21 protein-coding genes and 1 pseudogene are annotated in these 22,641 nt (G+C 69.0%); 9 read left to right on the plus strand and 13 right to left on the minus strand.

All coding sequences use genetic code 11. The features are described from left to right. From ACFVVO_RS36295 to ACFVVO_RS36305, 3 genes are all read right to left on the minus strand, one after another. Positions 1 to 126 (minus strand): helix-turn-helix domain-containing protein (locus tag ACFVVO_RS36295; protein ID WP_390060949.1); only part of this gene is annotated, 126 nt, incomplete at its 3' end. Between the two features lie 313 nt (positions 127 to 439). Further along, complete coding sequence (locus ACFVVO_RS36300) at positions 440 to 931, minus strand: hemerythrin domain-containing protein (RefSeq protein ID WP_390060885.1); 492 nt, start codon at positions 929 to 931, stop codon at positions 440 to 442. Positions 932 to 1,091: 160 nt separating this feature from the next. Continuing rightward, entirely contained in the window at positions 1,092 to 1,751 is a 660-nt protein-coding gene (locus ACFVVO_RS36305; RefSeq protein ID WP_390060887.1) for a hypothetical protein, read from the minus strand. Between the two features lie 124 nt (positions 1,752 to 1,875). On the opposite strand from ACFVVO_RS36305, the gene ACFVVO_RS36310 reads away from it, so the two are divergent. Both ACFVVO_RS36310 and ACFVVO_RS36315 read left to right on the plus strand, forming a co-directional pair. Continuing rightward, positions 1,876 to 3,459 (plus strand): FMN-binding glutamate synthase family protein, encoded by a 1,584-nt coding sequence (locus tag ACFVVO_RS36310; RefSeq protein WP_390060889.1) that lies wholly within the window; start codon positions 1,876 to 1,878, stop codon positions 3,457 to 3,459. A 14-nt stretch (positions 3,460 to 3,473) separates the two neighbouring features. Beyond that, on the plus strand, positions 3,474 to 5,237 hold the full coding sequence (locus ACFVVO_RS36315) for a thiamine pyrophosphate-dependent enzyme (RefSeq protein WP_390060891.1): 1,764 nt from the start codon (positions 3,474 to 3,476) through the stop codon (positions 5,235 to 5,237). Positions 5,238 to 5,516: 279 nt separating this feature from the next. On the opposite strand, the gene paaE is transcribed toward ACFVVO_RS36315, so the two are convergent. Genes paaE through paaA form a run of 5 tightly spaced genes read right to left on the minus strand, consistent with a single transcriptional unit; the run spans position 5,517 to position 9,287 of the window. Continuing rightward, positions 5,517 to 6,635: a 1,2-phenylacetyl-CoA epoxidase subunit PaaE gene (gene paaE / locus ACFVVO_RS36320; protein ID WP_390060893.1), complete on the minus strand. Its 1,119-nt coding sequence runs from the start codon at positions 6,633 to 6,635 to the stop codon at positions 5,517 to 5,519. Continuing rightward, positions 6,635 to 7,150: a 1,2-phenylacetyl-CoA epoxidase subunit PaaD gene (gene paaD, locus ACFVVO_RS36325; RefSeq protein WP_390060894.1), complete on the minus strand. Its 516-nt coding sequence runs from the start codon at positions 7,148 to 7,150 to the stop codon at positions 6,635 to 6,637. Before paaD ends, paaE begins: the two co-directional genes overlap by 1 nt. Continuing rightward, entirely contained in the window at positions 7,144 to 7,977 is an 834-nt protein-coding gene (gene paaC, locus ACFVVO_RS36330) for a 1,2-phenylacetyl-CoA epoxidase subunit PaaC (RefSeq protein ID WP_390060895.1), read from the minus strand. The genes paaD and paaC overlap by 7 nt, the downstream gene beginning before the upstream one ends. Before the next feature lie 9 nt (positions 7,978 to 7,986). Then, positions 7,987 to 8,289, minus strand: a complete 303-nt coding sequence (gene paaB / locus ACFVVO_RS36335) for a 1,2-phenylacetyl-CoA epoxidase subunit PaaB (RefSeq protein WP_390060897.1) — start codon at positions 8,287 to 8,289, stop codon at positions 7,987 to 7,989. Further along, a complete protein-coding gene (gene paaA, locus ACFVVO_RS36340; protein WP_390060898.1) occupies positions 8,286 to 9,287 on the minus strand; it encodes a 1,2-phenylacetyl-CoA epoxidase subunit PaaA in 1,002 nt (333 codons plus the stop codon). Before paaA ends, paaB begins: the two co-directional genes overlap by 4 nt. Before the next feature lie 966 nt (positions 9,288 to 10,253). Here paaA and paaI point away from each other — a divergent pair. The 4 genes from paaI to ACFVVO_RS36360 all read left to right on the plus strand — a co-directional run bounded on the left by paaI (position 10,254) and on the right by ACFVVO_RS36360 (position 14,851). Next, positions 10,254 to 10,694: a hydroxyphenylacetyl-CoA thioesterase PaaI gene (paaI, locus tag ACFVVO_RS36345; protein WP_390060900.1), complete on the plus strand. Its 441-nt coding sequence runs from the start codon at positions 10,254 to 10,256 to the stop codon at positions 10,692 to 10,694. After that, positions 10,691 to 12,037, plus strand: coding sequence for a phenylacetate--CoA ligase PaaK (gene paaK, locus ACFVVO_RS36350; protein WP_390060902.1), 1,347 nt, complete (start codon positions 10,691 to 10,693; stop codon positions 12,035 to 12,037). The genes paaI and paaK overlap by 4 nt, the downstream gene beginning before the upstream one ends. Positions 12,038 to 12,194: 157 nt before the next feature. Continuing rightward, positions 12,195 to 12,509, plus strand: coding sequence for a hypothetical protein (locus tag ACFVVO_RS36355; protein WP_390060903.1), 315 nt, complete (start codon positions 12,195 to 12,197; stop codon positions 12,507 to 12,509). Between the two features lie 593 nt (positions 12,510 to 13,102). After that, positions 13,103 to 14,851 (plus strand): MFS transporter, encoded by a 1,749-nt coding sequence (locus tag ACFVVO_RS36360; protein ID WP_390060904.1) that lies wholly within the window; start codon positions 13,103 to 13,105, stop codon positions 14,849 to 14,851. A 44-nt stretch (positions 14,852 to 14,895) separates the two neighbouring features. Here ACFVVO_RS36360 and ACFVVO_RS36365 read toward each other — a convergent pair whose 3' ends face one another. Both ACFVVO_RS36365 and ACFVVO_RS36370 read right to left on the minus strand, forming a co-directional pair. Then, positions 14,896 to 15,639, minus strand: coding sequence for a hypothetical protein (locus tag ACFVVO_RS36365; protein WP_390060906.1), 744 nt, complete (start codon positions 15,637 to 15,639; stop codon positions 14,896 to 14,898). 150 nt (positions 15,640 to 15,789) lie between these two features. Continuing rightward, entirely contained in the window at positions 15,790 to 16,422 is a 633-nt protein-coding gene (locus ACFVVO_RS36370; RefSeq protein ID WP_390060907.1) for an RNA polymerase sigma factor, read from the minus strand. 632 nt (positions 16,423 to 17,054) lie between these two features. Between ACFVVO_RS36370 and ACFVVO_RS36375 the strand changes: the two genes are divergently transcribed. The 3 genes from ACFVVO_RS36375 (at position 17,055) to ACFVVO_RS36385 (ending at position 20,760) form a co-directional block, all read left to right on the plus strand. Next, the gene (locus ACFVVO_RS36375; protein WP_390060908.1) at positions 17,055 to 17,555 is read left to right on the plus strand and encodes a DUF1877 family protein; all 501 of its coding nucleotides are present in this window, start codon (positions 17,055 to 17,057) and stop codon (positions 17,553 to 17,555) included. 59 nt (positions 17,556 to 17,614) lie between these two features. Continuing rightward, a complete protein-coding gene (locus ACFVVO_RS36380; protein WP_390060910.1) occupies positions 17,615 to 18,472 on the plus strand; it encodes a hypothetical protein in 858 nt (285 codons plus the stop codon). A 71-nt stretch (positions 18,473 to 18,543) separates the two neighbouring features. Beyond that, positions 18,544 to 20,760, plus strand: a complete 2,217-nt coding sequence (locus ACFVVO_RS36385; RefSeq protein WP_390060912.1) for a bifunctional polysaccharide deacetylase/glycosyltransferase family 2 protein — start codon at positions 18,544 to 18,546, stop codon at positions 20,758 to 20,760. A gap of 120 nt (positions 20,761 to 20,880) precedes the next feature. On the opposite strand, the pseudogene ACFVVO_RS36390 reads toward ACFVVO_RS36385, so the two are convergent. The 3 genes and pseudogenes from ACFVVO_RS36390 to ACFVVO_RS36400 all read right to left on the minus strand — a co-directional run. Then, positions 20,881 to 21,024: pseudogene (locus ACFVVO_RS36390) on the minus strand (alpha/beta hydrolase); the annotation flags it as partial. A gap of 25 nt (positions 21,025 to 21,049) precedes the next feature. Then, on the minus strand, positions 21,050 to 21,562 hold the full coding sequence (locus ACFVVO_RS36395; protein ID WP_390060914.1) for an ester cyclase: 513 nt from the start codon (positions 21,560 to 21,562) through the stop codon (positions 21,050 to 21,052). Between the two features lie 332 nt (positions 21,563 to 21,894). Then, entirely contained in the window at positions 21,895 to 22,548 is a 654-nt protein-coding gene (locus ACFVVO_RS36400; protein ID WP_390060950.1) for a M15 family metallopeptidase, read from the minus strand. Positions 22,549 to 22,641 lie beyond the last annotated feature (93 nt).

Genomic DNA, 22,641 nt, shown 5'->3' on the forward strand with positions numbered 1-22,641 from the left:
CCGCCGGTACTCGCGGCGCTGGTGAAGGCCAATGTTCCACACCGCCCGGCAGACGCTTCCGAACTCCTCACACGTCTGCGCCTGTTCGGCCGTCACATCAAGCCGGTATCTGCGGCCCGACAGCATGAATACACCCCCTCCAGTTGATGTGATCACCGTACCGGCGGCCACTGACAACGCAGCGAACTCCGCCGCTGCGCAGCTCGCGCCGAGGACGAGCCAACCCCTCCCTGAAGACAGGGGCCTGCGCTCAAGAACTCCGGTCACTCACGACCTGTAGACCGCCCTCCCACAGCCGCCCCCGTCCACCCCGCGGGGAGAGCCGCGTTCCTGGGCATCGCGTTCGCCGCGCGGCTCGAGGTGGCGCGAGCCGGGCCGGGCAGCCGGACCCGAGCCGGGGCCTGCCCCCGGCGCGGGACGACCCGCGCCGGGGGCACGGTCAGGCGTTGACGATGCGCCGCACGTTGTCGACCGAGCCGCAGTCGGCCTTCAGCTGACGCTCGCGCTCCTCCAGGAAGGCCACTCCCAATTCCTCCCGCCGCTCCATCGCCACGTTCTCGCGGGCGCCATTGAGGATGGTGCGCTCCTCCTCGTCGGCGTGGTGAGTGACGGCCTCCACCAGCTCCTCCAGCTTGGAGTCCCACTCCTCGGAGCCGACCTCCTCCACCTCCAGGAGCTCCAGGAGGGCCTTGTTGCCTTCGTCGTGCTCGTGCTCGCCGTGCTCGAGTTCCTCGTCGTCGATGTTCTTGTACCTCTTCAAGGCGGGATAGACCTTGGCCTCCTCGGCCAGTGCGTGGGCGACCAGAAGGTCCGCGAACTCCTGGAGTGCGGCGGCCCGGTCGGCTTCGACGCTGCGCATCAGGCGAAACAGATCCTCCATGCGCCGGTGGTCCTGAAGGATGAGCTCGACGACGTCCTGTGTCTCGGCCATGGCAGGGCATCACTTTCGTGCGAACGGCTGGGGTCACCAACGCCTACCCGCACCGTCCGCATTGATGGCTTCCCGGCTCCGTGACCGTCAGCAACTGGCGATGAGATCGCTCAAGAAGCCAGGCGAAAGCCGTCGTGACCGTGCCGTCCGCCCACGCGCGTCAGGCGTCGAAGAAGGCCAGCCGGTGCGCGGTCGTCTGGCTCCGCGGCTGTCGAAGGCCGTCTCGTTTACGCTCACTGCGCCGCAGTGCGCGACGCTGCTTTCCCGGCAGGGTGGCGGCCAACTCGCCCACCTGGGAGACGTCGTGGCAGTGGCCGTCCCGGCTGCCTCGGCACCACCACACCGGTGGGCCGGCCGTGTCCCCCTCGCCCTGGTACCAGTCGTCAGCGGTCCCAGCGGGACGAGGATGCATTCCGATCTTGTGTTCCCAGCAGGTCGGCCAGACCTGCCGGAACAACTCCATGATCGTCGACTGCGCCGCCTCCGCGACCACAGTCAGGACCGTCGCCGCATCGTCCGGCTCTGGTGGGTCGCCCTCCTCCAGGTCGCACGCATTCACCGAATTGCCGTGCCAACGGCCATCGGGCATCGCCACGTAGACCTGGCCCCTGCCGATTCCGCTCGGGGACCAGGGCTGCCAAGACGGCTCGGCCATCAGTATCAGCGCGTCCTGACCCGGCAGGGTCGCCATCAGGTCGCGATTGACCACAGCGAGTGCAGCCGCCAACTTCGGCCACTGACCGGGCTCGGCTCGCCTCGGCTCCGGGGGATGCCGCCGGTCATGACCGGGATCGTCGCTCGAGTAGGAGAAGTGGTTCACCAGGGCATCGTCCCAGCCAGGGCCAGCGTCTCCTGGTCACCCGCGGCATGGCCGCTCGCCGTGCTTGGAGGGTTCTTGACGTAGTCGGAGGACTGGAGAGCGATCACAGGGCAATGAGCAAGTGGTGATACGCATTGCAATCGTCGTCCTGACTCTCGTCGCAGGTGTGCTCGCGTCCTTGGCCACGGTCTGGATCTCCCCCTGGTGGTTGCTCGCCGCCGTGCCCCTGATCCTGCTGGGTCTGCTGGCCGTGTCGGATCTGGTGCAACGCCGGCACTCGGTGTTGCGCAACTATCCCGTCCTCGGCCATGCCCGCTTTCTCATGGAGCGCATACGTCCGGAGCTGCAGCAGTACTTCATCGAGCGGAACTTCGACGGGCGTCCGTTCGACCGGGACGTGCGCAGCATCGTCTACGAGCGCGCCAAGGGCACCGAGGCGGAGGAGCCGTACGGCACCGAACGGGACGTGTACCAGCCCGGTTACGAGTTCCTGGTTCCGTCGATGGCGCCGTGCGCGGTGCCGAAGTCCCCGCCGCGGGTACGGATCGGCGGCCCGGACTGCGCACGGCCGTACGACATGGCACTGCTGAACGTATCGGCGATGAGCTTCGGCTCGCTGTCGGCCAACGCGGTCCTGGCTCTCAACGGCGGAGCTGCGGCGGGGAAGTTCGCCCAGGACACCGGCGAGGGCGGGTTGTCGGAGTACCACCTGCGCCCAGGGGGCGACCTCGTGTGGGAGATAGGCACCGGGTACTTCGGCTGCCGAACCGGGGACGGCGATTTCGACGCGGCCGAGTTCGCCGACAAGGCCGCGCACGACCACGTCAAATGTGTGTCGCTGAAGCTGTCGCAGGGTGCCAAGCCCGGCATCGGCGGTGTGCTGCCCGGAGCCAAGGTGAACGCCGAGATCGCCCGGGTCCGGGACGTGCCCGAGGGACGTACGGTCGTCTCCCCGCCGTACCACCGGGTGTTCTCCACCCCGCGTGAACTCGTGCGCTTCATCGCCCGCATGCGCGAGTTGTCCGGTGGCAAGCCTGCCGGGTTCAAGCTGTGCGTGGGCTCGCGCCGGCAGTTCCTGGCCGTGTGCAAGGCCATGCTGGAGGAGGGCACGACGCCCGACTTCATCGTGGTCGACGGCGCCGAGGGCGGAACCGGAGCGGCGCCGCTGGAGTTCGCCGACCATGTGGGCACCCCGCTCACCGAGGGCCTGCTCACCGTGCACAACGCCCTGGTGGGGGCGGGACTGCGTGACCGGATCAGGATCGGCGCGAGTGGCAAGATCGCCACGGGGACCGACCTCGTCAAGCGCATGGTGCAGGGCGCCGACTACGGCAACGCCGCGCGGGCGATGATGTTCGCCGTCGGCTGCATCCAGGCGCAGAGGTGCCACACCAACACCTGCCCCACCGGCGTCACGACCCAGGACCCCCGCCGAGCCCGTGCCCTCGACGTCCGTGACAAGGCGCCGCGCGTCCAGCGCTTCCAGGAAGCGACCGTGGCCAGCGCACTGCAGATCATGGCATCCATGGGCGTCACCGACCCCGCGGAGCTGCGCCCGCACATGCTCCGCCGACGCGTCGACCCCCTGATCGAACGCTCCTACGAGGAGCTGTACGAGTGGCTCGAGCCAGGGCAGCTGCTCGCCGAGCCGCCGGCTTCCTGGGCGGCCGACTGGAAGGCCGCCGACCCCAATCGTTTCACCGTGTGACCTGGAGGACTCACGTGCCCCGTACCGTTGCCCAAGTTATCGTGGACGCGCTCAGCGAACTCGGCGTGCGCCAGGTGTTCGGCGTCGTGGGAGACGCGCTCAACCCGCTGACGGACGCCATCCGCACCACCGACGGCCTGGAATGGGTGGGTTGCCGGCACGAGGAGGCCGCCGCCTTCGCCGCGAGCGCCCAGTCGCAGCTCACCCAAACCCTCGGCGTGTGCATGGGTACCGTCGGACCCGGCTCCGTCCACCTCCTCAACGGGCTGTACGACGCCGCCAAGAGCCACGCCCCGGTCCTGGCCATCGCCGGCCAGGTGCCGCTCGCCGAACTCGGCAGCGACTACTTCCAGGAGGTCGACAACGACGCCCTCTTCAGCGACGTCGCCGTCTTCCGTGCGACCATCACCTCGGCCGACCAGCTGCCGCAGATGCTGGAGACCGCAGTGCGCCACGCACTGGGCCGCAAGGGCGTCGCCGTCCTCACCGTGCCGGGCGACCTGGGCGAGCGCGAACTGACCGCCGACCGGCCGGCCCGGTTCTCCCTGAACGCTCCGGTGAGCCGGCCGGACGAGTCCGCCGTCCAGCGCGCCGCGGAACTCCTCGACCGCTCCGAGCGCGTCACCCTGCTCGTCGGCGCGGGAGCCCGGGCTGCCCGCCAGGACGTTCTCACCCTCGCCGACCGCTTGGCCGCACCCATGGTGCTCACCCTGAAGGCCAAGGCCGGCTTCGAGGGCGACAGCAATCCCTTCCAGGTCGGCCAGACGGGCCTGATCGGCAATCCCGCCGCGGCGGCGGCCCTCCAGGAAGCGGACACCCTCCTGCTGCTCGGCACCGACTTCCCCTACCGGGACTGGTATCCCGAGGGCCGGACCGTGATCCAGGTGGACACCGAGGCGACCCACATCGGACGCCGCGTACCGGTCGACGTCGGGCTGGTGGGGGACACCGGCGCCACCGTACGCGACCTGCTGGACCATCTCACCGCCGCGCCCACCGGATCCGACAGCGCACGCGACCGCTCGCACCTGGAGAAGGCGCGTGAGCGCTTCGACCAGTGGCGCACCGGTCAGGCTCGGCTCGCCGACCCCTCGCACGACAAGGGTGTCGTGGGCCGCATCCGCTCCGCGCTGGACAACCGGGCTCATGACATCCGCCCGGAGGCCCTGGCTGCGGCCGTCGACCGGGTGGCGGCGGACGACGCCGTCTTCACCTCCGACACGGGCATGGCCACGGTGTGGCTTTCGCGCTTCGTCGAGATGCGCGACGAGCGACGCCTCATCGGCTCCTACAACCTGGGCTCGATGGCCAACGCCATGCCCCAGGCCCTGGGCGCCCAGTTCCTGGATCGCGAGCGACAGGTCGTCGCCTTCTGCGGCGACGGCGGCCTGAGCATGCTCCTCGGCGATCTCATGACCCTGAAGACGTACCAGCTCCCCGTCAAACTCGTCGTCTTCGACAACCGCCGACTGGGCATGGTGAAACTCGAACAGGAGCAGGCCGGTCTGCCCGAGTTCGGCACGGTGCTCGACAACCCCGACTTCGCCGCCGTGGCCGAGGCCATGGGCATCACCGGCATCCGCGTGACGGATCCCGCCGACGTGGAGAGCGCCGTGCGACGCGCCTTCCGCAGTCCGGGCCCGGTGCTGCTCGACGTCCTCACCAACCCCGACGAGATCGCCGTTCCGGCCAAGCCGACCGTCGAGCAGGGCTGGGGGTTCGCGCTGGCCAAGGTGAAGGAAATCGTGCGTAGCCATGGTGAGCCGGGCGGAAGCTGACGGGAGCATCGCAGGGCGCCGGTCGTCGGCCGCGGTGGCCGCCTGGCGCTCCTGTACCGACGCACCGTGATCTTGGAAGCCTCCGCGGGGGTGTCGTCCCTCCGCGACCGCCGCGGGCGAACGAGGACCAGTCGTCGGCCGCTATGTGCCGCACGACTGAGCCGGCGGGCTGCGCTCCGGCGTCTTCCGGTGCCTGGCCACGGAGATGACACGCCTTCGCGGCGTCCAGGCGGATGGCTCGGACACCTTCCGCGGCTTCGGGTCGGCGTGCGCTGCCCCTCAGCTGTCGTAGTCGACGGTCAAGGTGTCCGAGACGGGGAAGGACTGGCAGGTCAGTACGTATCCCGCCTCCACCTCGGCCGGTTCCAGCGCGTAGTTGCGGCGCATGTCCGCCTCGCCCTCGGTGATGTGGGCGCGGCAGGTGCCGCAGACGCCGCCCTTGCAGGCGAACGGCAGGTCGGGTCGTACCCGGGCGGCGGCGTCGAGAATGGTGGCCTCGCGGGAGAGCGGCGAGGTGGTGGAGCGGCCGTCCAGGACGACGGTGACCTGGCTGACCGGCCCGTCGGCGCGGGGCTCCTCATGGCGGGTCGCCGCGACCGGCTCGTCTCCGGCGAAGAAGAGCTCCTGGTGGATCCGGTCGTCCGGCACGCCCAGCCCGGCCAGCACCCGGTGGGCGTCGAGAACCATGCCGTGCGGGCCGCACAGCCACCAGTGGTCGGCCTCGGAGACGTCGACCAGGCCGTCGATGAGAGCGGCCAGCCGGTCGGCGTCCAGTCGGCCGCTCAGCAGTTCTGCCTCGCGCGGCTCGCGGGAGAGCACGTGCGCGAGCTGGAACCGGGCCGGGTAGAGGTCCTTGAGGTCGGCCAGTTCGTCGGCGAACATCACCGAGTCGGTGCGGCGGTTGCCGTAGAACAGGGTGACCTGCGAGGCCTCGTCGGCCACGAGGACCGATTCGGCGATGGAGAGCATGGGCGTGATGCCCGAGCCGGCCGCGATGAGCACATGGTGCCCGGGCGCGGTCAGGTCGGGGGTGAAGGCGCCCACCGGGCCCATCACCTCGACGGTGTCGCCGGGCTCGACCTCCTTCACCAGCCAGGAGGAGAACAGGCCGCCGGGGACCACCCGCACGCCGATCCGGGGCCGGGAGCCCACCGGAGAGCAGATCGAATAGGAGCGCCGCTCGTCGCGCCCGTCCACCTCACGACAGAGGGTGAGCGACTGGCCGGGCTCGAAGGCGAACTCCTGCGCCAGCTCGTCGGGGATGTCGAAGCTCACCGCGACCGCGTCCTCGCACAGTCGGTCGATCGCCGCGACCCGCAAGGTGTGGAATGCCGGGCGGCGACGGGTGCGCCGCACCGGGGCGGGGGCCGCGTCGGCGGGGGCCAACAGGTCCTCCATCAGATCTCCTTGACGTACTCGAACGGTTCGCGGCAGACGCGGCAGCGCCACAGCGCCTTGCAGGAGGTGGCGCCGAAACGGGAGGTCTCCTCCGTGTCCGTGGTGCCGCAACGCGGGCAGGACACCGCTTCGCGGGTGGGTGACAGCACCAGCGGCACCGGACCCGGCGCCGGGCGCGGCGCTGGTCCGGGCGGGGCGATACCGTGCTCGGCGAGCTTGCGGCGGCCCTCGGAGGTGATCCAGTCGGTGGTCCAGGGTGGGTCCAGGACCGTGCGCACCTCAACGCGCTCGTATCCGGCGCCCGTCAGCCGCGCGAACACCTCGGCCCGCATCTCGGACATGGCGGGGCAGCCGGAGTAGGTGGGCGTGAGGTCGGCGACGACCGTGCCCTCCGGCGTCACCCGTACCTCGCGCAGCACGCCGAGGTCGGCGAGGGTGAGCATGGGCAACTCGGGGTCGGGCACCTGCTCGGCGATGTGCCGGGCGCGCCGGACGTCGCCGAGGACGGTCACCATGTCGCCTCCGGGTGGGCTCGGGCCACGCTCTGCAGGTCCGCCAGCAGTGTGGCGAGGTGCTCGGTGTGCTCGCCCTCGCGCCCGGAACCGGCTGCCGCCTCCGGCACGGCCGGCAGGGACAGCGTGGCGGCCTCGGTGACCTGCCGCAGTACGGCGAGCACCGTCTCCCCGGCGTCGTACGCCGCGAACAGCTCGCTCACGTACGGCATTACTTGGTCGAGTGCGGCCTGCATGCGCCGGCGGGACTCCGCGGTTCCGTCGCCGAGCCGGACGACCCACTCGGCCGCGTACTGCCGGTGGTACGTCAGTTCCTTCACGCCCTTGGCGGCGACCGCGGCGAGCACCGGGTCTGCGGAGGCGGCCAGCCGCTCGAAGTGGGCCAGACGCCAGGCGGAGAGGACCAGCAGCCGCGCCATGGAAAACGCGAAGTCGCCATTGGGCAGTTCGGCCAGACGCACGCTGCGGAAGTCGTCCGCGTCGCGGAAGTAGGCGTAGGCGTCCTCGCCGCGTTCGGTGCCGTCGATCTGGCCGCACCGGGCGTACAGCAGACGGGCCTGACCGAGGAGGTCGAGACCGATGTTGGCGAGGGCGACCTCCTCTTCCAGCTCCGGGGCGCGCGTGGTCCACTCGGCCAGCCGCTGCGCGGTGACGAGTGCGTCGTCACCGAGCGCGAGGCAGCACGCGGCCAGTTCGGCCGGGTCTACGCCCTCGGGGACGGCCGTGCTCACGCCGTACAGCGGGTCCTCGAAGCCGGTGCCGAAGGCCCAGCGGGCGTCGCCGTCCTCGTGCCCCTCGGCCAGGGACAGGTAGACGTGATCGTCGCTCATGACCTGCTCCTAGATGTGCGGGACGTCGTCGGGGATGTCGTAGAAGGTGGGGTGCCGGTAGACCTTGTCGGCGCTCGGGTCGAAGAACGGGTCCTTCTCGTCGCGGGTGGAGGCCGCGATGTTCTCCGAGCGCACCACCCAGATGCTCACGCCCTCGTTGCGTCGCGTGTACAGGTCGCGGGCGTGGGTGAGAGCCATGCGGTCGTCGGCGGCGTGCAGGGAGCCGACGTGGACGTGGTTGAGTCCGCGCTTGCCGCGTACGAAGACCTCGTACAGCGGCCAGCCGCCCTTCTTCGCCTGCGTGTCGCTCATGCCACTGCTCCGTTCTGCTTCTTGGCGGCCTGCTTACCGGCCTGCTTGGCGGCATGCGCGACTGCCGCTTCGCGCACCCAGGCGCCTTCCTCGTGAGCAGCCCGGCGCCGCTCGATCCGCTCCGTGTTGCAGGGCCCGTCGCCCTTGATGACGCGCATCAGCTCGTCCCAGTCCGGCGTCCCGAAGTCGTGGCGCCCGCGCTCCTCGTTCCAGCGCAGCTCCGGGTCGGGCAGAGTGACACCGAGCTTCTCGGCCTGCGGCACGGTCATGTCCACGAACCGCTGTCGCAGCTCGTCGTTGCTGTGCCTCTTGATCTTCCAGGCCATCGACTGCGCCGAGTTGGGTGAGGAGTCGTCGGGCGGGCCGAACATCATCAGCGACGGCCACCACCAGCGGTTCACCGCGTCCTGGGCCATCTCGCGCTGGGCGTCGGTGCCACGCATCATCGTCATCAGCAGCTCGTAGCCCTGCCGCTGGTGGAAGGACTCTTCCTTGCAGATGCGGACCATGGCACGTGCGTACGGCCCGTAGGAGCTGCGGCACAGCGGCACCTGGTTGCAGATGGCGGCGCCGTCGACGAACCAGCCGATGACACCGACATCGGCGAAGCTCAGGGTCGGGTAGTTGAAGATCGAGGAGTACTTCTGGCGGCCTTCGAGCAGCCGCTCGGTGAGATCGGTACGGTCGGCACCCAGGGTCTCGGCCGCCGAGTACAGGTACAGCCCGTGGCCGGCCTCGTCCTGCACCTTGGCGAACAGGATCGCCTTACGGCGCAGGGACGGCGCACGGGTGATCCACTCGCCCTCCGGCTGCATGCCGATGATCTCCGAGTGCGCGTGCTGCGCCACCTGCCGGATCAGCGTCTTGCGGTAGCCGTCGGGCATCCAGTCCCGCGGCTCGATCCGCTGGTCGCGCGCGATCGTGTCGTCGAAGCGCTGCGCGAGGTCCGGTGGTGTGCCGTCCGCTGCTGTCGTCGAGTCGGTCTGCAGTGCAGCCATCTCCGCCACCTTCCCCTACCGACCATTCGTTCGGTAGATGGTATGACACGTCGCCGTCCTTTGGGAAGCGAGGAGGCGATGGTCCTCGGTCCTGCCCAGCCGCTCCTGCGTGGAGACCGCATCTGGAGGCAGGTCTGCGCCGGTCCCGGGGTCGCCGTCCGGGACCACACGGTGGACGAGTCCCCATCGCTGGGCCGCCTCGGCGTCGGACCGATCGCCCCGCGGCATCAGTGCGTCGGCCCGGGACGGGCCGGCCGTCCTCGCGAGTGTGGCCGGCCGACCGCGGTGAACTTCTTGTCCAGCACCTCCGGCTCGCCCTTGCGCGCGGCTCGATCCAGCGAGCCGTCGAGGCGTGCCGCTTCTGCTCCGACCAGGCGTACGCCACGCCTTCCGGACCGCGGTCCTGAGCGTGCGGCCCGCCGGCCTGGAAGGCCATGACGAACGCCTGCCCGGTCGGGTGCTGAACGGCGTTCGCGATCTCGAAGCTCGCGGCGTTCAGACGTCCGAAGATCTCGGCGGCGACACCGGCTCGAACATCGGGCCCCGCGCCGCGCGGCAGGAAACGGCTGCGGCCCCACGGACTTCAGTAGTGCCGTCGGAGCGGCCTGGGGATAGGCGATGTCCCATCCGAAGCCGTAGGGCGACCTCTCGGCGGGAGCGACCTGGCGGTCTTCCGGTTGGCCGGGCGATTCGGGAGCGGCACCCAACTGTTCGCGGAATGCTTCCTCGCCGAGTTCGGCGGCGTCCTCGCCGTAACGGCCTTGCTCGGTGACTCCGGGTAAGTAGTCGAGTGCTCCCGGCCCTCGACGGCCGCCATCGCTCGTTCCGGCAGTGGCGGTGCCGAGCGAGGAAATTCATGCGTTCGGGAGCCGTCTGCAGCATGCAGTCCACCTCTTGACAGGCGCCGATGTTGCTTGAATTACTAAGCCTTGCCGCACGCTAACCGAATGTTCGGTCGGGAACAAGATGGTGGATACAATGAAGCAGGCCGCCCATGCGGATGATCCGGTCGGAGTGATGTTCTCAGCGGACGAAGCGTCCCGGGGACTGGGAATCGAACTCCTGCGACACGACCTCGGGGCCGCCGTGCTGCGCATGAGCGTGACTCCCGCCATGGTCAACGGACACAAGATCGCCCACGGTGGCTACCTGTTCCTCCTCGCCGACACCGCCTTCGCCTGCGCCTGCAACAGTCACGGGCCGACAACGGTGGCGGCCGGGGCGGACATCGATTTCGTGGCCCCGGCGTACGAGGGCGATGTCCTGGTGGCCACCGCCCAGGAGCGCACCCGGTTCGGCCGCAGTGGTATCTACGACGTCACGGTGACGCGCGGTGGAGAAGTGGTCGCAGAGTTCCGCGGCCGTAGCCGCGTCCTCAGGGCCCGCACTTCCAAGGAGTCGCAATGAGCATTGAGCCGAGGACCACGTCAGTCGCCAGGGGGCGCCTCGGGGAGTCCTGTCCGGAAGATCTGCTGGACACCGCGGAGAACCTGACCCGTGACGAACTGCGAGATCTCCAGCTGCGCCGTCTTCGGTCGTCCCTGAAGCACGCCTACGACAATGTCGAGTTGTACCGGAAGAAGTTCGACGAGGCCGGCGTCGGCCCCGAGGACTGCCGGACGCTGGAGGACCTGGCCCGATTCCCGTTCACCACGAAGGCCGACCTGCGGGACACCTACCCCTTCGGCATGTTCGCCGTCCCCATGTCCGAGGTCCGCCGCATCCACGCGTCCAGCGGAACTACCGGGCGGCCCACCGTCGTGGGTTACACGGAGAACGACATCTCCACCTGGGCCGACCTGGTCGCCCGCTCGATCCGCGCCGCCGGCGGCCGCCCCGGCCACAAGGTGCACATCAGCTACGGGTACGGCCTGTTCACCGGAGGACTGGGAGCCCACTACGGCGCCGAGCGCGCCGGCTGCACCGTCATCCCGGCCTCGGGAGGCATGACGGCCCGACAGGTGCAGATCATCCAGGACTTCCAGCCCGAGATCATCATGGTCACCCCGTCCTACATGCTCACCCTGCTCGACGAGTTCGAACGCCAGGGCGTGGACCCTCGTTCCACGTCCTTGCGGATCGGCATCTTCGGTGCCGAGCCGTGGACGGAGGAAATGCGCCGGGAGATCGAGGGGCGCATGGACATCCACGCCGTCGACATCTACGGCCTGTCCGAGGTGATGGGGCCGGGCGTGGCCCAGGAGTGCGTGGAGACCAAGGACGGCCTTCACGTGTGGGAGGACCACTTCCGCCCGGAGGTCGTCGACCCGATCACGGACGAGGTCCTGCCCGACGGCGAGGCGGGCGAACTCGTCTTCACCTCGCTCACCAAGGAAGCGCTGCCCATCATCCGCTACCGCACGCGCGACCTGACCCGCCTCCTGCCCGGCACCGCACGTCCGGCCTTCCGCCGTATGGAGAAGATCACCGGCCGCTGCGACGACATGATCATCCTGCGCGGAGTGAATGTCTTCCCCAGTCAGATCGAGGAGATCGTCCTGCGCACGCCGGGCGTCGCCCCCCACTTCCAGATCCGGCTCACCCGACGCGGACGCATGGACCACATGACGGTGCGCGTGGAGGCCCGCCCCGACTGCCCGCCCGAGCAGCGCGAGGCCGCCGCGAAGCTCATCGCCAAGGGAGTCAAGGACGGCGTCGGCGTCACCGTGGAGGTGACCATCGTGGAGCCGGAGACCCTGGAACGCTCCCTCGGCAAGCTCCGTCGCGTCAAGGACCTCCGCGAGGCCTGATCGCTTACCGCGGAAAGGGCGAGGTGACCACGATGTCCGAGGGTCGCCTCGCCGGGCCGTGAAAACGCTCCCAGGTGCCTTCCGTGGCCCGATTCGTGATGGCCCGTCGAATGACTGCTGACAGCCCTGCTGAGCCTGGACACATTAGTTGGAACCGGTGAAGCTCGATGAGCGGGTGGTTTCCGGTCGGTGGGACACGCTTGTTGGAGTGTTCGTCCCGGTCGCCTACTGTCGGCTGCCGGTGAAGGCGACACCGAAGGCGTTGTGCAAGACCATCCTGGACGTTTACGGCGACCTGCATCCCAGCACGTTGGACGATCTGATCCGCTCCGTCCGGGACGCGGTCCGGGACCACAACACCACGGCTCTGCTGATCGACGATGTGACGCGTCTTCGGCTCCACCGCGGTGATGACCAGGACACCCTGGACCCGATCCGCGAACTGATGGACCTGAACGCACGCTGGTGCTGATCGGTGTCGACATCCCCCACTCCGGACTGCTGCGGGGCGCCTACATCGACCCACGCACCAAACAATGGGTTTTCCCGAACATCAAGCGAGGCAAGAGCCACAACGACGCAGCCTCGACGCAGACCGAGCGGCGCTCGTCTGGACCGACGTCACCCGAGGCGAACCCCGGTTGACTCCGCGTCCCGTCGAAGCGGAACTACCCCCAGACGTCCGCCGGGCCTGGCACCTCCGGCGCAGCAGCACCTGGTCCCAACTCTCGCGACCCGATCCGCTCGACCCTTACGCGGCACTGCGAGCCTTACGCGGCGCTGCGAGGGCTCCTCATCCAGCACGCCGAAGATCCCGCACGGAAGATCGACAAAGCAAGTGACCTCGCGCAGCCGAACCCGATCCGCCGGGACTGAGTTCTGAAGGCCATGGTGAGTGACGCAGAAATGGTGCTCGGTAAAGCGTCAGGTGAGTGCCAGTGTTCCGGCAGTCTCGGGCGGGCAGGAGCTGCGGTTCGGCGTGGGCACCGAGCTGGGGACGCAGGACGCGGTGCGACAGCTCACTGGAGGGCATGAAATCCGCTCGGTCGCAACCCTCCGGAAGCCATGAAATCCTTCAACTCGCAAATCCGCCCGAGGGCACAAAATTGTTCGGTCCGCAAATCCGCCAGGGGGCATATATTCCGTTCGGCCGCAACATTCTTTACAAGAAACTCCAAGCTTGACGGCGTCGTGGAGTTTGCTTATGGTCCAGTCGTTCAGGTTCCCGCCGATCGATATCCGAAGGTGTTCATGACCGCGCCTCCAACGTTGCCGAAGTCCAGGCAGCAGTTGATTCTTGCCGTTCTTATGTTGTGTTCGCTGCTGATTTGGCTGGACAATACCGTCCTGAGTACTGCGCTGGAGACCCTTGCAGACCCGGTCCGTGGACTGGGGGCCGATCCCGGTCAGCTGCAATGGGCGACCGGTTCGTACACTCTGGCCTTCGCCACATTGATGTTCACTGCAGGCGCCTTGGGTGATCGGTTCGGTCACCGGACTGTGTTTTCCAGTGGGTTGGTGATCTTCGCCGGGTCCTCGCTGTGGGCGGCGTACGCAAGCGATGCGGGCCAGCTGATCGCAGCTCGAGCTGCGATGGGGGTGGGCAGCGCGCTGATCACGCCCGCCAACTCGGCCATCCTCATGTGGACCTTTAATGGCCCCGCGCGGGCTGCCGCGATCGGCATTTTCTCGACGTCGGCCGGTGTCGGAATGGCTGCCGGCCCGGTGCTGGCGGGGTTCCTGCTCGATCATTTCTGGTGGGGCTCGGTCTTTCTGATCAATGTCCCGGTCGCGGTATTGGCGTTGGTCGGGCTCGCCGTGCTGGTTCCGAATTTCCGCAGCCCCACTCTGCGGCCACTGGACCCTGCTGGAATGTTGCTGTCGATCAGTGGGCTCGTGGCGTTGGCCTATGGGCTGATCAGGGCGGGGCAGGTGGCTGTGTGGAGTCGTACCGACGTCTGGGCGCCGATCGTTGTCGGTCTGGTTCTGCTGGCCGTTTTCGTACTCGTCGAACTGCGTGTCAAGGTGCCCAGCTTTGATCCGCGACTGCTCGCGCAACGCACATTCGGTGGCGGCAATCTGGCGCTCGGACTGCTGCTCTTCGCCGTGGCCGCCATTACCTTCTATAACGCGTTCTATCTGCAGGGCGCGCTCGGATTTTCGCCCATGAAGGCGGGCTTGGCCAATATCCCGACCGCATTCGGCGCGCTCGTGGGGGCGCCCCTCGCCTCGCGCCTGGTTCGCCGCCTGTCGCTACGCCCTGTCACCGTGCCGGCGCTAACCGTGGCTGCGCTGACCATGGGCGGGTACGGGTTCCTCGGACTCCAAACCCCACTCGTCTGGATCGAGATCCTGTTGTTGATACAGGGTCTCTCGATCGGCCTGGTGATCGGCCCCGTTACGGCCGCATTGATCAGCAACCTGCCGCTGGAACAGGCCGGTGCGGGATCGGCCGTCACCAACACCGTGCGACAAACCGGCAGTGTGATCGGAATCGCGGTAGGCGGCACGATCATGTCGATCATGTACCGACGTGCGATCGAACCTTCGCTGGAGGGTGCACCCGGTCCGGTGCAGGATCAGGCGCGGGTTTCCGCCGAACAGGCCCGCCACGTCGCCACCGCTATCCATCGGCCCGCTCTTGCTCAGGCTGCCGATAATGCGTTTATCCATGCTATGCACGTCGGCGCGGGCTGGATCGCGGTCATCGCACTCCTCGGAGCAACTGTGCTGCTGATTACCTTGCCTGCTGCCGGAAAGAAGAAGGGTCCGATTCCGGAGCTGGAGTATGAAGAGGCCCGTAGCTCCGTCTGAGAGTGTGATGGCAGAACCCAGGCTCAGACCCGGCAGGCGCGGGCCTACTTGTGCTTCCCACTGCCCGGGTCCGCGCTTGTCCGGCCGGTTCCGGCCCCGTTGTTCGTGCCGCCCGGGTTGTTGCCGGACGTACCGCTGTGAGAGGCGCCGGTGTTCCCGGCCGCGCCGGTGCGAGTGCCGGTGCCGCCGGGTTTCCCCGCGCCGGCCGACGTGCCCGGCGCGGTCGACGTCCGTGGCAGATGTTCGGTGCAGTACGCGGCGACCTTGTCCTTCCCACCGGCAGCCGCGACGAGTTCCTGCCAGGCTCTCGCGTCGATCGCTCTGCCGCGGTCCTCGACCTGCTCGTAGGCGCGGCAGTGCGCTTCGGTTTCCTGGGCGGAGGCGGAGCTGTCCGCTTGAGCTGGGAGGCCGGAGAGTGCCGGCGAGGCCTCATCGCCCGGCTGGTCAGCGGTGACTGCTGACGGGTGCGCGGTCCCCTGGCTCGGATGGGCACCGTCCGTGGACGAGCCGGCGGAACCGATGGCCGCGACCGCGACCCCACCTAGCGTGAGGCTGGCGAACACCACGCCGAATGTCACCCTCGCGGGGCGACGGGAGCGCCGTTCCGCGGCCGGCCGCCAGTCGTCGCGGCGCCGGGTCCGTGCATGGTGTGCCCCCGCGCCGTGGGCGGCCCGGAAGGCGGTCAGAGCCCGCTGCTCGGCCTCGGGGTCGAGAGCACCTCCGCGCAGGGCGGCGACCAGCAGTGGTTCCACCGTGGCTGCGTCACGTACCTCCCGCAGATCGGACATGGCGCCGTCAGGGTGCGCACGTCGGCGGCCCGGAACTCCGTCGCCGTTCAGCCGTTCACCCATGTCCGCTTCCGTTCCTGTTCGACCGGTTCGTTTCGCTTCCACGTACCGGTTTGGTGCCTGTCCGTCGGCCGCTGTCTCCGGCGTCGTTCATTTCGACTCCCCCAGCGTTGGGCAAGCCGCATCCGTCACACCCGGGTCCGTCTCGCTGCCGACGCCCAGCTGGCGGGCGAGGCGTTTCAGTCCCCGGTGGGCGGCCGTGCGTACAGCCCCGGGGCGCTTTCCTAGGACGCGTGCGGCGGCGGGGCCATCCAGGCCGACGACAACCCGCAGCAGCACGGCTTCGGCCTGGTCGCGCGGCAGAGTGCGGATCAGTTCGAGGGCCCGCTCGGTGGAGAGGGATTCCAGGGCCTGCTCGTGAGTGCTGTGTGTCGCGGGCAGGTCCAGTACGTCCTGTTCGGTTCCTCCCGCCCGGGGCCGTACGCGTTGGCGGCGCAGATGGTCCAGTGCCCGGTGCCGGGCGATGGTCGCGGTCCAGCCGCGGAACCCGGCACCGTCCCCCCGGAAACGCCGGAGGTCGCGGGCGATCTCCAGCCAGGCGTCGGACGCCACGTCCTCCGCGTCGTCGCCTACCAGCCCGCGCAGATAGCCGAGCAGGCCTGGCTGCACGATCCGGTAGGCGACCGCGAAAGCGGTCTCGTCACCGTCCTGGGCACGCGCGACTGCCGCCTCCAATTCCCCGTCGTACGCCTGTACGCGTCGGGGTTGTCGTACCTGGCCCAAGACCGTCCTCGTTCGCACCGGGATTCATGGCGAGTTCCTGCCGTCCGTCGTACTTCTGTCGCACCGACGGCCCCATGAATGACCAGCGTTCGTCCTCACAGAAGTGTCACAACGCAACAGCAATTCCTCACATCGCCGCGGATGTACGGCTGTCCCGTCGCCAAGGACACGAGGGTCGGCGCGGAACTCGGACAGCCGAGCCGCGCCGCCGACCCGTGTCGGCGCCGGGGCCTCTCGGATTGGGCGGCGGCTTCCTGGCGATTGGTGCTCCGGTGCTGTGTACGACGGCCCGTGACCGGTCCGGCTCCGGACCGGGTGACGTTTCGCGCCGGCTGCACGCTGGCTGAGTGCCGGGCTCGGTACTCGCAGACCGGGAGCGGCCGCCCGCAGCATGTCGGCGCGGCCCCGGGACACCCTCTCCGTGTCGCTCGTCACTCCCCCCGTGAGCGGCACGAAGAGGGACAGAGGGCCGGGACCCACCCACTGCGCGGGTTCCGGCCCTCCGCACGCCCCTGGGGCCGGATACCTGGCGCAGGGCTGCCCCACCCGCGCACGGTGGCCGAGATGGCGTGCGCGGAACGGGGCCCCTCGGTCCGTGTGATGCTTTGGCGCTCCCATGCGCTCCTTCTCGCATGAGTACGTACCTTCATCTGCGAGCGGTGCCGCCCCCGGCACTTCGCAACAGTGCCGCCTGGCTGGAACGGCTTTTCGAGGGCGACCTGGAGATCGTCCGCGACCGGGCCGGCCGACACCGCGAGGAGGTCCTGGACAAACGTTGTCTGGACCAGGAACGCATCTACGCCGGCGTTCTCCCGCATCGTGCCGAGGGCCGGCCCGAGAACCAGGTCGTGCTCGGTGGTCGGCCGGTGTTCCGCGCCGACCGGCACAAGCCGCCGTTCCTCGTGCTGACGGCGGCCCAGGCCCGCCGGGTGGCCGGTTTCCTGGCGACGGCCGACTTCGGCGAACTGTGGAATTTCGCCCGTGCCGCGTTGCTGCCGCGCTACGGCGGAGTGGGAGCGGAACCTGACGCGTGGCAGGCGTTCGAGGTGACGCACCGCGAGTTGAAGGAGTTCTACATACAGACGGCCGCGGACGGCGACGCGGTGGTGAAGTGGCTGCCGGACCGCAGCTGATTGATCGCTTTTCTTGCGAATCACCCCTTTCGGGGCGCTGCGGTGTAACACTTTCGGCCGTGTTCGCTCTTTCCATGCGGGCGACCGCGTCGGTCGGCCGGGACAAGGGAGCACGACTCGTGCAGGGGACGAACCACGGCGGCGGAGCGTACGGCGAGGATCCGTACGCCCGCGCCGGCCACGCGCATGCCGGCGGCTACGACTACGGCAGCGCCGCCGACGACACGGCCACGCTGTCTTGGCCCTCGGCGCAGCTCGCGCAGTGGACGTACCCGCCGGAACACCATCCGGCGCCGGCAGCGGACTGGCAGGTCGCCGGAATGCCCCCGCACGAGACCGGGCGCGACCACCTCGCCGCGACAGCGTGGGACGCCTCCCACGGTGACGTCCTCACCGTGCTGTCTCCGGACTTCGACCCACCCGGCGACCCCGCATGGGAAACGGGCACGCCGAAGACGGAGTCGGTGCGGCCCGTCTTCGTCGATTCCTCAGGGCGCCGCCAGCGCCGCGTGCTCCGCGCAGCCAAGCTGCTGGTACTTCCCGCAGGTGGCTACGTGGCCCTGCTGGTCAGCACGCTGCTGGGCGGCCCCAGCATCAGCTCCCCGTTCGTCCCGCAGCCGGACCCCACGCACCCGACGCCACCCCGGGCGACCGCACCCGACTCCCCGTCCGGAAACGGACCCTCCGCAAGGGGCGCGAGCCCCACCGCGGCGCGGAAGGACTCCGGCCCCGCGGAGCAGGAGACCGGCGGTTCCACCAACCGGACGGCGTCCTCCGCCACCCCCGCGGCCACGTCCGAGCCCACCGCGGCGTCCACCACAACCAGCTCCCCGGCCCCCGCCCCGACCACCGTGGCCACCCCCACCTCCGCCTCCAAGGGGCGTGCCCTCGGCTCGTCCCACCGTCCCGTGAAGTGATCCAGAGCCCTGACGTGACCGACCGCCGACGCCGCGACGCTCCTGCTCGCCGCCATGGCCACAACCGCCAGATGACACCGCGCACCCACTGGCTGCTGCTGAGCGTGCTCACGGTGACCCTGTCGATGGCCCTGCTGCTGCAGGGCTACACCCACCACATGTTCAAGATCGCACCGGATGCGGTGACCGGTGCCCGTGGCCGGAGCGATGCGGTGCCCAGCCGGGTGACCCATGGCGGCCCCGTGATCGCGGACGCCGGCACCTCCGCGCACACGGCCCGCGTACAGACCCGAACCGTCGCGCTCACCTTCGACGACGGTCCCGACCCCGTCTGGACGCCACGCATCCTGGACGTGCTGCGCCGCAACCACGTGCACGCGACCTTCTTCGTCGTCGGAACCGGGGTGGTGGCCCACCCCGAGCTGGTCCGCCGGATCGTCGCCGATGGCCATCAGCTCGGCATCCACACCTTCACCCACCCCGATCTCGCGCGCATCGCCCCGTGGCAGCGCTCCTTGGAGCTGCGCGAGACCCAGCTGGCGGTGGCCGGGGCCGCGGGGGTCACCACCGCACTGCTGCGGCCGCCGTTCTCGTCGAAGAACGACGCCCTGGACGACGCCGACTGGTCCGTTCTGCAGCAGGCGGACGCCGCAGGCTATGTCACGGTGCTCTCCACCCAGGACTCCGAGGACTGGCGGCGGCCCGGTGCGGACCGCGTGCTCGCCCACGCCACACCGCACGGCCACGCCGGGCAGATCGTGCTGATGCACGACGGTGGCGGCGACCGTTCACAGACCGTCACCGCGCTGAGGGCACTCATCCCACGGCTCAAGGCACGAGGCTTTCACTTCGCGACGGTCGGCGCCGCCGTCCGCATGGCCGGACCCGTTCAGCCCGCCGGGCTCGGCGACCAACTGCAGGGGATGGCTTTCATCAAGGTGCTGCAGGGCGGCGACTGGGTCGTCTGGCTTCTGGGCGCACTCATGTACGCGGCCGGCGCCCTGAGTGTGCTGCGCGCGGCGGTCGTGCTGATCGCGGCCCGCCGGCACCGGCGGCAGAGGACAAGGCGCCGGGGGCGGTCCTGGGGACCGCCGGTGAACGAACCGGTCAGCGTCATCGTCCCCGCGTACAACGAGAGCGCGGGGATCGAGGCGGCCGTGCGCTCACTGCTCGCCTCGGACCATCCAGTGGAGATCATCGTGGTGGACGACGGTTCCACCGACGGCACCGCCGACCTCGTGGAATCGCTCCATCTGCCGGGCGTACGGGTGATCCGGCAGCAGAACGCCGGCAAGCCCGCCGCGCTCAACACCGGACTCGCCGCCGCCGGTTGTGACCTGGTGGTCATGGTCGACGGTGACACGGTCTTCGAGAACGACACCGTCCGCACGATCGTGCAGCCCTTCGCCGACCCCAGGGTGGGCGCTGTCTCGGGCAACGCCAAGGTCATCAACCGCGGTGGCCTGCTGGGTCGCTGGCAGCACATCGAGTACGTGGTCGGCTTCAATCTCGACCGCCGCCTGTTCGACCTCGCCGAATGCATGCCGACCGTCCCGGGCGCGGTCGGCGCGTTCCGCCGTCGGGCGCTGCTCGATCTCGGTGGCGTCAGTGACATCACCCTCGCAGAGGACACCGACCTCACCATGGCCTTGTGTCGCGCGGGCTGGCGTGTGGTGTACGAGGAGCGTGCGAAGGCCTGGACCGAGGCGCCCGCCTCACTGAGCGCGCTGTGGCGGCAGCGGTACCGGTGGTGCTACGGCACCCTGCAGGCGATGTGGAAGCACCGCGGGGCGCTGGTCCAGCGGGGGCCGGCCGGGAAACTGGGCCGCCGGGGTCTGGGCTATCTGCTGCTCTTCCAGGTTCTGCTGCCGCTGCTCGCGCCCGTCGTGGACATCTTCGCGCTGTACGGGCTGCTCTTCCTCGACCCGGTGCGGATCACCGGGCTCTGGTTGGCGTTCCTGATGCTGCAACTCGGGATGGCCCTGTACGCGTTCCGCCTGGACGGCGAACGCCCTGGCCCACTGTGGAGCCTGCCGCTGCAGCAGTTCGTGTACCGGCAGCTGATGTACTTGGTGGTGATCCAGTCCGTCTTCACCGCTGTCACGGGCTCACGGCTGCGGTGGCAGCGCATGGAGCGCTACGGCAGCCTGCAGACCCCGGCACGAGTGGACGCGCCCGGTGACGACCTCGCGATGCCGGACTTTCCCGGATCGGCGCCCTACGACGGCATTCCGCGGCAGGCGTCGTACGACGGTGCCCCAGAGCTACCGGGTCTTCGCAGGCCCTGACCTCTTCCGAGGACAGGTGCTCACTGGAACCAACCGTAGTGGAGGGTGCCGTCTCCCAAATGTGCATCGCCTTACCAGACCGACACCTTCAGCTTGCCCGGTTGGTCGTGGCACGATGTGGTGCCACCGGTGTCTGACGACGATCGGCCCTTCCGGCTCACCCGCCGCCTGTGCCTTGCGCAGCTCGGCGATCTCCTGCTCGTCGTGCGCGGTGCGCGGCCGGTCGCCGTGACCGGGCGCGTCGATGACGGCGACATGGAACCCGTGGGTCTCACGTCCTCGGGCGGTGTCACGGCCAACCGCAAGCCGAAGGCCCGAGCATCATCCCGTCCGATCCTTTTCCCACCCACGTGATCACGACTCCAAACGGGCCCTGTGTGGCCGGTCGGCCCAGATCGGACAGTCCCCACAGCTCGGCGATCAGACCGTGCTGAACTCGGAAGATCTCCATCATGGTGGGTGCCGGCTCCGCGCCGTCCGGCACGGAGTTCGAAAGCCCGCGCAGCACGGAACGGACGGCGACCCGGTCGCTGTCCACGAGCATGTCCTCGACGGAGACCTGAATGCCGGGATGGGTTGCGAACATCCTGGACCAGGCATCTTCGACGGCCCCGATACCGACCGTTCTCAGCGGGTGACTCACGAAGTCCGGTGCGAGAATCGTCTCCAGGTCAGCCAAGTCCCGGGCAGTGAATACCTCGTACATGCGCAGGCCGACAGCCCTTGCTTCATTCACTTCGTCCGTCATCGACAACAGGGTCGCCGAGCGACCGGCAACCTCGCCTTCGAAGCGCTTCTCCATCGTTGCGACACCCACCGGAAGCCCAGTGGACACAGCCGGGTCCGGTTTCAGCTCAGTCGGTACGAAGGCTGGCATGACCGTATCGGCGCGGTCTGACACCGCCCTCCCTACGTCGGACTGCTCAGCTCCGTCACCGGCGTCCTGCTCGGCACATCTGTCGCGGGGGAGACGCTGAGCGGTCAGCAACTGTGCGGACTGGTCCTGGTCCTGACCGGAGTCGTCCTGGTCGACCCAAGCCCGCGAGCCGTCGCGACAGCAGTCAGGTACCTCACCATCCGGTGGCCGACGAGCGTCCCGCGCGAACGCCGTGTATGCGCGATCCCCTGTGAAGATCAGAGACGCGAGCGGAGCTCCGGGTGCGCTCGTGGGCCGTAAATGGCTGCCGGTCGATTGGTGTCGAGCGCCCAGTATCGGTCTCCGTGGCTGAAGTGCCACCATTCGGTCGGATAGTTGACGAACCCTGCCGACGACATGGCACGGCAGAGGGTTTCGCGATGCGCGCGGGCGGTCGGGCTGACCGTGTCCGCGTGGGTGTAGCAGGCGCCGGCGCTCTCCTCCGGGGAGGCGTTCATACGGGTTCCCATGTCCACCTCATTGCCGTGGTGGTCGGCGAGGGTGAGGTCGACGGCCGCTCCGGCACTGTGCGGTGCGATCTGTGGCGGGGAGACGTAACGGCTAGCTGCCTCATGGATGCGGCTGTCGGTCCAGTCGGGGTGGGCGTGACGGAGTTCTGCGGAGTACTCCTCGAAGTAGGCGTGCTGGAGGGAGGGAGGGCGGTAGCCCTCGACGATCAGGAGTCGAAATCCCGGCGGGAGGAGTCGCTGGGCGTGTTGGAGGCGGTCGACCACTCCTCGGCGCAGGTGCGCGTAGTGGCCGTTCGGGTCGTACTTGCGCTCGTCGACGAGGAACAGGCCGGCTGCGCGGGTGTCGACGAGGTCCTCGCCGCAGTCCTGGACGGGGACGGCGGCGACACGGGGGTCGGACATCAAGACGATGCTCAACTGAGGCTCCTCATCTGGTGGATCGAGGCGGTGAATTCGGCGAGCAGGACGGACGGTGTCACGCACTCGGACAATCAC

The organism is Streptomyces sp. NPDC058145 (assembly GCF_042884245.1).
Lineage (GTDB): Bacteria > Actinomycetota > Actinomycetes > Streptomycetales > Streptomycetaceae > Streptomyces.